This window comes from Nostoc sp. C057 (assembly GCF_013393925.1).
GTDB lineage: Bacteria > Cyanobacteriota > Cyanobacteriia > Cyanobacteriales > Nostocaceae > Nostoc > Nostoc muscorum_A.
Window position 1 is genome coordinate 312,252 of record NZ_CP040288.1, and the last position, 14,184, is coordinate 326,435.

A 14,184-nucleotide genomic window follows, 5' to 3' on the forward strand; every position below is an offset into this window, starting at 1 on the left:
GAACTGTCTCTATTTTAAGCAGGCATTTAAGAAATTTTCATTGCCAAAATCTTCCTCCTCCCCTGCTTTTGAAATGGGCATCACTGATAACTGATTTACTGCTCTGAGAAACATTAGTTCTTCAAAGCTAAACTCCTATCGAAGCATTGACAACAAGATGGGCTGAAAAAAAGTTTCCACAAATTCCACCACAACTGTTTGCCATTCACTTATGAGCCAGTATATTTACAGTAGTCTCACAGATGATGAAGAACTTAATTTTTCTGAGGAAGCAGAGGTTTTCGTGTTTCCCACTTCTTTCGCCCAGCAGCGATTGTGGTTTCTCGACCAGTTAGCACCGGGGAATCCATTTTACAATGTGTCAACAGCACTTCACTTGACGGGTTCCCTCAACTTCACTGCCTTAAAGGAGACATTCAACGAAATTGTACGTCGTCATGAAACGTTACGTACTAGGTTTGTTATGGTAGAGCAACAACCAGTACAGGCGATTCGTGCGGAAAGCTGCGCTAACGCACCTAGCTTGACCATACCTCTTCCCTTAATAGACCTACGCAATTTCGACAGCCCAGAACGCGACACGCGAGTGCAACAAATCGTAACCCAAGAGTCTCAACATCCTTTTAATCTCACCACTGGGCCATTACTACGAGTAAAGCTACTGCAACTGGATGAAGCAGAATATCTGCTGCTGCTAAATCTACATCACATAGTTGCCGATGGCTGGTCAATTGGAGTGCTAATTAAAGAATTGGGCATATTATACAAAGCCTTGGCAGGGGATAAGCGATGTCTGACGACTAGCTACTCCGTATCTACGCTCCTACCAGAACTACCTATTCAATATGCAGATTTCGCTCAATGGCAACGGGAGTGGCTGCAAGGAGTGGGAGCAAACGGCACCTCGCCTCTACAAACCCAGTTAGCTTATTGGCAAAAGCAATTAGACGGGATTTCAGTACTGAATCTACCCACCGACCGAATAAGACCAGCAGTTCCTACCTACAAAGGTGCAAAACAATTTTTAGAGCTACCACACTCTTTAACTCAAGCATTAGAGGCACTAAGCTACCAAGAAGGCGTTACCTTGTTCATGACAATGCTGGCAGCGTTTCAGACTTTGCTCTATCGCTACACGCAGCAAGAGGATATTACAGTTGGTTCACCTATTGCTAATCGCAATCGTAGCGAACTAGAAGGATTAATTGGTTTTTTTGTCAATAGCTTGGTGTTACGTACAGATTTCTCAGGCAAGGCGACGTTTCGAGAATTGTTGAATCGAGTGCGAGAGGTAACTTTAGAAGCATACAGTCATCAGGACTTGCCTTTTGAAAAGCTGGTGGAGGAACTTCACCCAGAGCGAGATTTGAGCTATCATCCTTTTTTTCAGGTTGTATTTAGCCTACAAAATACTCCTATCGAAACCCTAGAGTTATCTGGGTTAACGCTTTCGCTATTTGAGTTCGATAGCAAAACTGCAAAACTTGATTTAGAATTCCATTTGTGGCAAAACTTGGAAAGTTTGAAAGGACAAATGGTTTATAGCACCGATTTATTTGATGACAAAACCATTACGCGAATGCTGGGACATTTCCAAACGCTGCTAGAAAGCATTGTTGCCAATCCCGAACAGAGGATTTCAGATTTGTCTTTACTTACTGTACAAGAACGACAAGAATTATTAATTGATTGGAATGATACTAAACGAGACTATCCAGAAAAGAAGTGTTTTCATCATTTATTTGAAGCACAAGTGCAGAAAACTCCCAATGCGATTGCGTTAAACGCACGCTCCGCGAACGCACTAGTTTTTGACGATGAACAACTCAGCTACAAAGAATTAAATATACGCAGCAACCAACTTGCACATTATCTGAAACAATTGGGGGTAATCCCTGACGTTTTAGTAGGTATTTGTGTAGAGCGATCGCCAGAAATGATAATTGCACTATTAGGCATCCTCAAAGCTGGAGGAGCATACCTTCCTTTAGATCCGAGCCTACCTCAAGAGCGTCTTGACTTTATCCTAAAAGATGCACAAGTTTCAGTATTGCTGACACAAGAAAAGTTGATATTGCATTTTGAAGACTTCTCAAATCCAATTATTTGCATAGATAAAGATTGGGCAACTATTACACAACACAGCCAAAACAACCCAACCAGTTGTGTAAAATCTGACAACCTAGCTTATGTTATCTACACCTCTGGCTCAACAGGAAAACCTAAAGGTGTTTTGCTCCAACATCAAGGATTATCCAACTTAGCGGCATCTCAGATTGAGGTTTTCAACATACAACCGATTAACCGCATTCTGCAATTCGCATCATTAAGTTTCGATGCCTCAATTTTTGAGATTGTCATGGCACTACAAACAGGAGCAACTCTTTATTTAGCAAACAAAGAATCCCTTTTACCCGGACAACCTTTGCTCAATTTATTACGCGAAAAAGCTATTACTCATGTCACCCTTCCGCCAGCAGTATTAGCAGTTCTACCTACAGAATCACTGCCGACATTGCAAACTATTATCTGTGCAGGCGAATCCTGTACCGATGATATTGTAAAACGTTGGTGGAACTCTCCGCGTCGGTTTTTTAATGCTTATGGCCCTACTGAAGCAACAGTTTGGTCAACCGTTGCAGAGATTAGTACTATGAGTGAAAAACTGTCCATTGGCCGCCCTATTGCTAACACTAAAATTTATATATTAGATAAGTATTTACAACCTTTACCAATTGGAATTATTGGCGAATTATACATAAGTGGTGAGGGATTGGCACAAGGCTATCTTAATCGCCCTGAATTAACTATTGAAAAGTTTATTCCCAACCCTTTTAGTGATAAAAAGGGAGCGCGACTTTACAAGACAGGTGATTTAGCTCGGTATCGTCTGGACGGTAATATTGAATTTTTAGGACGCATCGATAATCAAGTAAAAATTCGTGGATTCCGCGTTGAGTTGTCAGAAATTGAAACAGTCCTAAGTCAGCATCAAAGTGTGCAAAAAGCAGTAGTAATTGTTAAAGAAAACGTATCTGGTGATAAGTACTTGGTGGCTTATATTGTTCCCAATATAGAGACGCAAAATTTTACGTCTCTACTACGTAAATTCTTAAAAGAGAAATTACCAGAATACATGATCCCAAAAGCTTTTGTAATGCTGGATTCTCTACCGCTAACAGCTAGTGGGAAAGTGGATCGTGTGGCGCTAACAGAACTCGACAGTTCCGCTAGCCGTTTAATAGATAAAGTATTTATCGCTCCTCGGACTCCAACCGAGTCAACCTTAGTAAAAATTTGGGCTGAAGTGCTTAATATTGAGCGTGTGGGTATTTACGATAACTTCTTTGACTTGGGAGGAGATTCGCTGTTAACTGTACGCCTGATGAAGCAGATACACAAGCATTTTGAGCGTGAATTGCCGCTATCTAGCTTATTTTTAAATCCAACAATTGAAAGTTTAGCAACTGCTCTATCCTCAAAAGCAGATTCTCTTCCCTGGTCGCCCTTAGTTCCGATTCAACCTGCTGGTTCAAGTCCACCTTTTTTCTGCATACATCCAATTTTTGGTGTTGTTTTCCCTTATTACGAATTAGCTCAGAATTTGGGAAAAAATCAACCATTTTATGGGCTACAACCCATTGGACTTGACGGAAAAAGTTCTCCATTAACTCGCATTGAGGATATGGCTACCCACTACATTGAAGCATTGCGTACAGTGCAGCCTAAAGGCCCTTATTTTTTAGGAGGTTGGTCTTTTGGAGGTTGGGTTGCTTTTGAAATGGCTCAACAACTCCAAAAGTCTGGGGAAGAAGTGGCTTTACTTGCTGTGCTTGACACGTTAGCACCAATTCCAGGCAATATACCTTCTTTGGGTAGTGGTTTAAAGTTTATGCTGACGACAGTGGCGCGATATATATGGCCCTTTTTTCTCGATTATTTTTATCTAATTATTGCGATCGCTAAGAAAAAAATTAACAGTTTAACTTCTCGGTTGACTAATTTTACTCAAATTGTGCAAAACTCCTTTTGGAAGTCGCTAACGCGATCGCTCCAAACAAATCTCTTCTCTCACTTCATCCGTAAAGAGGATGCCCCAGTTAACGTTATACCTGAAGAATCCAAGTTAAGACTTTTAAGCGAGTTAGCAATTTGTCCAATGCTTCGTGTTTATTATGCCAATAGCCAAGCAGTTCTTAACTACGTTCCGCAAGCCTACTCTAAACAAATTAATCTTTTCAGAACAAATGTTCAATCAAGCATTGCCAAGGAAGATCCGAGTATGGGTTGGGATCAGCTAACTGTAGGAGGAACAGAAATTCATTATATTCCTGGCAATCACCTAACTATGCTGAGAAAACCCCATATCCAAATTCTCGCCGCACAGCTAAGAGCTTGTATTGAGAAAGCACAGAATTTAAAATAAGGATCAATATGTCTTCTGAAGAAGTCTTCGTTTTTCCAGCATCTTTTGCTCAACAACGGCTATGGTTTCTCGACCAGTTGATCTTCGATAATGGTATCTACAATGTGCCGACAGTAATTCGTTTGACCGGTTCGCTGAAATTAGCCGCACTAGAACAGACTTTTAACGAAATCGTGAGTCGCCATGAAACCTTACGCACAACTTTTATTGTGTCGGATGGGCAACCCCTACAGGCTATTGCACCCAGCTTAACAATACCTCTTTCTGTATTAGACCTCCAGCAATTGCCAGATGATGAACAAGAGGTTAAAGCAAAGTGCATTATTACCGCAGAGATAGAACATCCCTTCGATTTATCCTCCGGGCCATTGCTGCGAGTAATACTCCTCGTCCTTTCTGAGACAGAACATATTCTATTACTGAATATGCACCACATTATCTGCGACGATTGGTCTATGGGGGTACTGATTCGGGAACTGGGAACGCTGTACGCAGCTTTTGCACAAAACCAGCCTTCTCCTCTATTAGAACTGCCTCTTCAGTATGCCGATTTTGCTCACTGGCAGCGCGAGTGGTTGCAAGGAGAAGTACTTCAAACCCAGTTAGCTTACTGGCGGGAGCAACTAAACGGTATTTCCATACTGCATCTACCTACTGACAAACCAAGACCAGCTATACAAAGCTATCAAGGAGCAACACAATTTCTAGAATTACCGCTCAAGCTAATTGATGCACTAGAAAAGCTGTCACAGCAAGAAGGTGTTACCTTATTTATGACACTGGTGGCAGCATTTCAAACATTACTTTACCGCTACACACATCAAGAAGATATCGCGCTAGGTTCACCAATTGCTAACCGCAACCGTAGCGAAATAGAAGGGATAATTGGTTTTTTTGTCAATAGTTTGGTGATACGTAGCAATTTATCTGAAAATCCCACTTTTCGGGAACTACTAGGCAGAGTACGGGAGGTAACTTTAGGAGCATACAGCCACCAAGATTTGCCGTTTGAAAAGTTAGTTGAAGAACTACATCCAGAGCGGAACTTGAGCCACCATCCCTTATTTCAAGTGGTATTTGGTTTTCAGAATGCGCCAATGTCATCGCTAGAACTGCCTGGATTAGTACCCAGCTTTATGAATATTGATTTGAAAAAAACACGTTTTGATTTAGAACTGCATCTGTGGAAGTGTTCTGAGGATTTTAGGAGCTTAGGGGGTGGAAACTGGGAGTATTCTGAAGGTCTCCGAGGGGTAATGGTTTACAACACAGATTTATTTGATAAAGCTACTATTAGCCGGATGGTGGAACATTTTAAAACTTTGTTGTCAGCTATTGTTGCAAATCCAGAAGAACGAATTGCAAATTTACCGTTATTAAGTGAAGCGGAGTTACATCAGGTATTGGTGGAATGGAATAACACCCAAGCCGATTATCCTCAAGATAAGTGTATCCATCAATTGTTTGAAAAAAAGGTACAGGAGTATCCTGATTCTATAGCAGTCAACTTTGCTAACGAGCAACTGACTTATCAAGAGTTGAATACTCGCAGCAATAAACTAGCACACCACTTACAAAAAATCGGAGTATGTTCAGAAGTTTTAGTTGGCATTTGTATTTCACAGTCTATAGAAATGATCGTCGGATTGCTGGGTATTCTTAAAGCAGGGGGAGCGTATGTTCCATTAGACTCAAGTTATCCTCAAGAGCGTCTAAATTTTATGCTTGAAGATGCACAAGTTTCAGTGTTGCTGACACAAGAAAATTTGCTCAAGCATTTTGAAGGGTTCTCAAAACTAATTATTTCTATAGATAAAGACTGGGAAATTATTACCCAAGAAAAGCAAGATAATCCCGAAAGCGATTTAAATAGTGATAATTTAGCTTATGTTATTTACACCTCTGGTTCTACAGGAAAACCCAAGGGAGTTGCTGTACTTCACAAATCTGTAAATCGGTTAGTGTGCAATACTAACTATATAAAATTACTACCATCTGATCAAGTCGCCCAAGCCTCAAACGCTTCTTTTGATGCAGCTACATTCGAGATTTGGGGAGCGCTACTTAACGGCGCTCAACTTGTGGGAATTAGTAAAGATGTAACCCTTTCACCTCATGAATTGGCATCACAACTGCTAGAAAAAGGTATCAGTATTCTGTTTTTGACTAGCGCCTTATTTCAACAGATTGCTAGAGATGTACCACAAGCTTTTACTTCGTTGCGATATTTACTGTTTGGTGGCGAGACTATTGATAAAAGATGGATTAAAAAGATTCTGAAACATAGTGAGCCAAAGCATTTAATTCATGTTTATGGGCCTACAGAGAATACAACATTTTCTTCTTATTATTATGTTCAAGAGTTACCATCAGCCACATATTTTCCTATTGGTCGTCCCATTACAAACACGCAAATTTATATATTAGATACATGTTTACAACCACTACCTGTTGGTGTTACTGGCGAATTATATATTGGTGGGGAGGGGCTGGCGCGAGAATATCTCAATCGCCCTGAATTAACACAAGATAAATTTATCTCCAATCCCTTCGCTAGAAGTAGAGGGGTAGGGGAGCAGGAGAGCAGGAGAGCAGAAATTATTCCTAATTCCCAATCCCCATTACCCCTTATCCCCAGAGGGGGCCCCACCATCCCCATTACCCCTTATCCTCAGTCCCCAGCACTCACTGAGCTTTGTCAAACTATCCCCAGTCCCCGGCTTTATAAAACGGGTGATTTAGCTCGCTATTTACCTGATGGCAATATTGAATTTTTAGGTCGCATTGACAATCAAGTAAAGATCCGTGGCTTCCGCATTGAGTTGTCAGAGATTGAAGCGGTGTTAAATCAACATCCAGCAGTGAGAGAAACTGTTGTCATTGTGGCTGAGGATGTACCTGATGATAAGTACTTGATAGCTTATATTGTTCCAAATCAGGAACAGATACCGATGCAAGAGGTGCAAAGCTTTGCATCCTTACTTCGCCAATTCCTGAAAGAAAAGTTACCAGAATACATGATGCCAAGAGCTTATGTGATCCTGGAATATCTACCTCTAACACCTAATGGCAAAGTGGATCGGCGTGCTTTACCCATGCCTGATACAATTTCTTTCAATAATCAAGATTATGTGGCACCGCGATCGCAAGTTGAAGAATTACTTGCCCAAATCTGGGCTAAAGTCTTGGGGAAAGAGCAAGTAGGCATCCATGACAATTTCTTTGAATTGGGTGGTCATTCTCTCCTAGCGACTCAGCTAACTTCCCGTATCCGTGATACCTTCCAAATAGATTTGCCTGTACGCAATTTGTTTGAAGCACCAACTGTTGAACAACTTGCTAGATGTATTGACACAATGTTTTGGAGAGCAAAAGGTTTATATAAAGGTGGAGCTACGAGTCAAGAGCGAGAAGACATAGAATTTTAAAGAGAAACACTTGAGTTTGACCAACCAACGCAAAATGTGCTGATTGCTTCGGTAAACTTTCGGTTTTGTTCCATCAATGCCATGTGTCCGCCAGGTTTTAGCTTCATACCATAGTTCTAATCATCCAAGTTTCATTCTCAGGAATGATTTATACAGTCTTAGAAATGTGATAAAAATGCTGGGTTAGGTAATAAGCAGTGCAGCTTGGCAAAAAGAACTATCCAGTTAAAAAATGTTAAAAGGCTTATGACATAAGCAATATTCTTACAGCATAGCTGCCTGCTAACTTCTAATCAATAACAATATTTGCGAAGGGGTTTAATTTTGAATACGGTTGAGTTTTTAACTTATCTTCGCAGCTTAGATATTCAAGTTTTTATTGATGCTGAAAAGTTTCGCGCTAATGCCCCTGATGGAATTCTTACACCAGAACTGCGTGCAGAAATTCAAGGGCGGAAAGCAGAAATTATTGAATTTTTAGCCGCATCTAATCGTACTAATAACCACAGTTTTAAACCTATCGTACCTATTTCGCGATCAGGAAATCTTCCCCTCTCCTTTGCTCAACAACGGCTATGGTTTCTTGACCAATTAATCCCTAATAATCCTTTCTATAACATTCCACTAGCACTACATTTAACAGGTTCGCTCAATTTAGCCGCGCTAGAGCAAACTTTTAATGAAATCGTGCAACGACATGAAGCTTTACGCACCACTATTGTCGTACAGACAGGGCAACCAGTTCAGGTAATTAATTCTACCCTAACAATACCTTTACCAATAATAGATTTACGGCAACTGCCACAAGCAGAACGAGAAATACAAGCACAACGACTCACTACGCAAGAAGCTCAACGTCCTTTCAATTTATCAACTGATTCGTTGCTGCAAGTAAAACTGCTGTGGTTGGATGAGACACAATACATCCTGCTGCTGACTATGCACCACATTGTCTCCGATGGTTGGTCTATTGGAGTGCTGATTCAAGAGATAGCAGCACTTTACACAGCCTTTGCCAGCAATCAGCCTTCTCCTCTACCGAAACTTACAATCCAATATGCAGACTTTGCATACTGGCAACGCCAATGGTTGCAAGGGGAAGTATTAAAAAAGCAACTGAGTTACTGGCAAAAGCAATTAGACGGCATTTCGATGCTAAACCTGCCAACCCACAAACCAAGATTAGCTGTTCAAACTTATCAGGGTGCAAGACAACCTCTGCAATTATCAAAAAGTTTGAGCAAATCACTTTTAGCTCTCGGACAACAAGAAGGGGTAACTTTATTCATAACCCTACTAGCAGCATTCCAAGTTTTACTTTACCGCTACACACAACAAGAAGATATTGTTATTGGTTCACCTATTGCCAATCGCAACCGTAGTGAAATTGAGGGATTAATTGGTTTTTTTGTCAATAGCTTAGTACTGCGTACCGATCTATCAGGAAACCCAACTTTCCGGGAACTATTGAGTCGAGTTAAAGAGGTAGCTTTAGGAGCATACAGCCATCAAGATTTACCTTTTGAAAAACTTGTAGAAGAACTGCATCCAGAGCGTAATTTGAATCAAAATCCTCTCTTTCAAGTTGTTTTTGCGCTCCAAAATGCGCCGATGACAGCCTTAGAGTTACCTAGTTTAACTTTAAGAGCGCTACCATTTGAAACGGAAACAACACGCTTTGATTTAGAGTTCCACTTGTGGGAGCCAAATACTCAAAATGGGTTATGGACAGATAGCTCAGAAGGAATTAGTGGTTTTGTAATTTATAGCACTGATTTATTCAATGACGTTACTATCACTAGGATGCTAGAACACTTCCAAATATTACTGGAGAGTATAGTTGCAAATCCAGAAGAGCGAATTGCACATTTACCACTTTTAAGCGAATCTGAGCTACATCAATTATTAGTTCAATGGAACAACACCCAGGCAATTTATCCTCAAGATAAGTGTATTCATCAGTTAATTGAGAGCGTTGCAGAGCAGAATAGTGAGGCAGCTGCGCTAGTATTTGAGGATGAGAAACTTAGCTACAAAGAGTTAAATACACGCAGTAATCAACTTGCACATTATCTAAAAAAATTAGGAGTTAAAAGCGAAGTTTTAGTAGGACTTTGTGTAGAACGCTCTTTTAATATGATAATCGGGATGTTGGGCATACTGAAAGCTGGTGGAGCATACCTACCTTTAGATATAAGCTATCCATCTGAACGTTTAAACTTTATGCTCGAAGATGCTCAAGTCTCAGTTTTATTAACTCACGAACGATGGCTTGAACGACTGAAAAACTCTAATTCACAAATAATCTGTTTAGATAAAGATTGGGAGATTGTTTCTCAAGAGATTAAAGATAATCCTACTAGTAAAGTTACAGTAGATAACCTCGCTTATGTGATTTATACCTCTGGCTCAACTGGAAAACCTAAAGGGGTTAAAATTGAACATAAAGGATTGTTAAATTTAGTATTTTGGCATCAAAAAGCGTTTGCAATTTCACACCTTGATCGAGCAACGCAGATTTCTGGAGTTGCCTTTGATGCTAGCGGTTGGGAAATTTGGCCTTATCTGAGTACTGGAGCAAGCATTTATATTGTAGATGATGAAACCAGGCGATCGCCTGACGATCTCCGAGATTGGCTAGTATCAAAAGCAATAACAATTTCTTTCATCCCAACACCTTTAGCAGAGAAAGTTCTATTATTAGATTTTCCTCAGAACGCAGCTTTACGAATATTACTCACAGGTGGAGACATACTAAATCAATATCCTTTAGCTTCTCACTCTTTTCAAGTATTTAATAATTATGGGCCAACAGAGAACACGGTTGTTACAACTTCTGGTCATATTTCTGTTAAGAATAAAGGTAATTTAGCACCTATAATTGGTTGTGCGATGCCTGCGGCGGGCGTAGCCATCGCCAACACAAAACTTTATATATTAGATAAACATTTACAACCAGTACCTATTGGCGTTCCCGGAGAGTTGTACATAAGTGGTGATGGGTTAGCACGAGGTTATTTAAACCATCCTGACTTAACTGCTGAATCTTTTATTTATCATTCTTTTACTAATAATCCAAAAGCACGACTTTATAAAACAGGTGATTTAGTTCGCTATCGAGTAGATGGCAACATTGAATTTTTAGGTCGCCTTGACGATCAGGTAAAAATTCGTGGCTATCGTATTGAGTTGGGAGAAATTGAAGCGGTGCTGAGTCAGCATCCAGCAGTGCAGCAAACTGTAGTAATAACTCGTGAGGATGAACAGGAAAAGCGCCTAGTAGCTTATGTAGTACCAAAAACTGAATACAGTAACGAACAGGATAATTTGCAATTAATGCAATTGCAGAATGAGCAGATTTTGCAATGGCAGATGTTGTATAACGAAACTTATAATCAATCTACTGATTCAGATCCTACATTCAATTTTGTCGGCTGGAATAGTAGTTACACAAATCAGCCTATTCCAGCAGAGCAGATGCGTGAGTGGGTGGATAACCAAGTTGAGCAGATTTTGGCTTTGCAACCCAAACGAGTGTTAGAAATTGGTTGTGGAACAGGCTTGATTCTATTTAGAATCGCACCTCACTGCACTAAATATTGGGGAACAGACTTTTCCTCTGTTTCACTTAACTGCATTCAGCAACAGTTACAAAAACAAGAAATGCCGCAAGTAACGCTGTATCAGCAAATGGCTACTGACTTCGAGAAAGTACAAACAGCAGCTTTTGATGCAGTAATTCTGAACTCAGTTGTACAATATTTTCCGACTATTGATTATCTGATTAGTGTATTAAAAGGTGCTGTGCAAGCAACTGCTCCAGGTGGCTTTATCTTCATAGGGGATGTGCGTAGTTTGCCACTCTTGCAAGCTTTCCATGCGTCAGTCCAACTGTATCAAGCTGAACCTTCCCTTACCTGCTTCGAGTTGCAACAACGGGTACAAAGGCAAATATTTGAAGAAACAGAGTTAGTTATTGACCCAGATTTTTTTACTGCAATTAAGCAATGCTTTCCGCAAATTAATCATGTACAAATCCAACTGATGCGGGGTAAACATCACAATGAGTTAACTGAGTTTCGTTACAATGTGATTCTTCATATTAGTGGCAAAATTGTTAGTAATACTGGAAATTATTCAGGGCTGAACTGGTCTGAAGATAATTTAACAGTCTCAGCAGTGCGTCAGTTATTAATTGAGACTCAACCAGAAATATTAAGCATTATCAATATACCTAATGCGCGGCTGATGTCAGCAATTAAAACAGCAGAATGGCTATCAGACGTAGAAGGTTTTAAAACTGTAGGTCAAATACGTAAAGCTTTGCAAGAAATAGAAAATTTCGGAGTACATCCAGACGATTTCTATGGGCTGAATGTACCTTATAGCGTTGATATTACCTGGTCACATTCAAGTACTGAAGGACATTATGATGTAGTTTTTGTACGGCAAGATGGAGTAGGTGAAAGAACTATTTTTCCCCATAGCACGGCTCTCTCTCGTCCCTGGCAATCTTACGCCAATAATCCCCTACAAACCAAAGCAGCGCGTAAGTTAGTGCCGCAGTTACAGACTTACATAGCACAAAAACTGCCTGAGTATATGATGCCATCAGGTTTTGTAGTATTGGAGTCTTTACCTCTAACAGCTAATGGTAAAGTCAATCGCCGCGCCTTAAGAGCATTCCATGATGGAATCAAGTCCCAATTAGCTAAAAATTACATCCTACCTCGAACTCCTGTTGAACAAGTGCTGGTGAAAATTTTTGTTGAGGTTTTGGGACTTAAGGGCGTAGGGATTTTTGACAATTTCTTTGAATTAGGTGGTCATTCATTACTAGCAACTCAGCTTGTCTCTAGAGTGCGCGACACCTTACACGTGGAGTTACCTTTGCGTAGCGTATTTGAGGCATCGACAATTGCAGAATTATCTAAGGTGGTGGAAAGCTTTAAAGAAAGCAATGCTCAAAGTCTTGCCCCAGTTTTAGTACCACTATCGCGTGAAAGTCGGCGGATTAAGTTATCTTCCTTAAACGAAGAGAGCGTAAAACTTTAAAAAAAGATTCAGGCACTAGATTGAATTTTTACATTAAGAATCAAGTTTACTTTGGCTGTCTCCACACAAGATTGTACTCCCTTTCAACAGCCGCCAGCAATTTCGCCTGCAAGGATGACAGATACGATTTAGCTTGCTTACCCAACCCCTGCAACAGCCAATCCACAGAAGAGTCACGGCTGGCCACTTGATGCAACTGCCGTAACCTCACACATAGCTGCTGCATGAATTGGCAATCTTCATCAAGCAATTCCAGTAACTTCAGGTGTTCAATCTTCACGGTATAGTCACCGTCCCAGGTCTGAACTGTACAACTGTATTCTCCAACATGGCTGACTACGCCCCAATAACCCGCTTTACCTCTCAAGTCTGGGTTATCCTTTGGCAAAAGAATGCATATTTCACCAATATGGTAAGGATTGGGTACTTTCGTGCTTTCGCGTATCCTATCCACAACGTCTTTCACTATGCGACCAGATGGAATTTTATTGCCAGCTTGCTCTACTGCCTGTTGCCAGACATCCGCTTGCACAGATGGTTCCAACTCTGCTTTCGCCAAAAACCGCAATTGTCGTTCGTTGGTCGGCATTGGAATTTGCCGACCATTGGTCGGCAAAAACTTTTGAAGATTCCCATAAACCACAGTTGCCGAAATCTTCAAGTACGCTGCGTCACGACTATAATTGAAGCGTTCGCGGCAGTATTCTTCAAAAGTTCGGTGCGTGGAACGGTACAGCCGTCTGTCCCGCAACTCCATCAGCGCCTGACCTGCTGACAAAAATGCCCTTTCTACCTGACGTTCCAATTGCAAGCGTAAGCTTTGTTCTTCTTCGGTAAACTCTCTTACTTCAACAGCCGTCACCGTAATTGTTGCTGAGGCTGGGTTATCCTGCCCAGAAGTATTTTCCTGTGCAGAGTTGCTTGCTGGCTTTGGTTCACCAGATGTCACAGGGGTAATTTTCTTGCGTCTGGATGGTGGTTTGTTCATTGCCCAACCTCCAGGCTGACAGCAGTTGAACAAATATTGAATTGTGTCATCATGGAAATATAGAGTTTTTATGCCCCCATCCTTTAAACAGGTTGGGGTTTTTCATTGCTTTTTATATTTTGCACTGATGAAAGAATACTTTGACGAAAATCAGTCCAATACCACAGTTAACAAGAAAGACTTCAGAAGTCAGAAGCCTTAATTCGGTTCGGACTTCTGACAACTGAATTCAATTTCAGCTTATTCTAGAAAATACCCTCTTCAGCACATGGGTAAAACAACGGCTA

At 40.7% G+C, this 14,184-nt stretch carries 4 protein-coding genes; 3 read left to right on the forward strand and 1 reads right to left on the reverse strand.

The window, feature by feature from the left end:
* The first annotated feature begins 211 nt into the window (after nucleotides 1–211).
* The 3 genes from FD724_RS36090 (at nucleotide 212) to FD724_RS36100 (ending at nucleotide 12,909) form a co-directional block, all read left to right on the forward strand.
* Entirely contained in the window at nucleotides 212–4,426 is a 4,215-nt protein-coding gene (locus FD724_RS36090; protein ID WP_179076447.1) for a non-ribosomal peptide synthetase, read from the forward strand.
* 8 nt (nucleotides 4,427–4,434) lie between these two features.
* Nucleotides 4,435–7,854, forward strand: a complete 3,420-nt coding sequence (locus tag FD724_RS36095; RefSeq protein WP_179076448.1) for a non-ribosomal peptide synthetase — start codon at nucleotides 4,435–4,437, stop codon at nucleotides 7,852–7,854.
* Between the two features lie 324 nt (nucleotides 7,855–8,178).
* Entirely contained in the window at nucleotides 8,179–12,909 is a 4,731-nt protein-coding gene (locus tag FD724_RS36100; protein WP_179076449.1) for a non-ribosomal peptide synthetase, read from the forward strand.
* Nucleotides 12,910–12,955: 46 nt separating this feature from the next.
* On the opposite strand, the gene FD724_RS36105 is transcribed toward FD724_RS36100, so the two are convergent.
* Nucleotides 12,956–13,897, reverse strand: coding sequence for a hypothetical protein (locus FD724_RS36105; RefSeq protein WP_179076450.1), 942 nt, complete (start codon nucleotides 13,895–13,897; stop codon nucleotides 12,956–12,958).
* Between the last annotated feature and the right edge of the window lie 287 nt (nucleotides 13,898–14,184).

Coding starts and splice junctions, on each gene's coding strand:
- FD724_RS36090 (WP_179076447.1), top strand. CDS start 212: ATGAGCCAGTATATTTACAGTAGTCTCACAGATGATGAAGAACTTAAT.
- FD724_RS36095 (WP_179076448.1), top strand. CDS start 4,435: ATGTCTTCTGAAGAAGTCTTCGTTTTTCCAGCATCTTTTGCTCAACAA.
- FD724_RS36105 (WP_179076450.1), bottom strand. CDS start 13,897: ATGAACAAACCACCATCCAGACGCAAGAAAATTACCCCTGTGACATCT.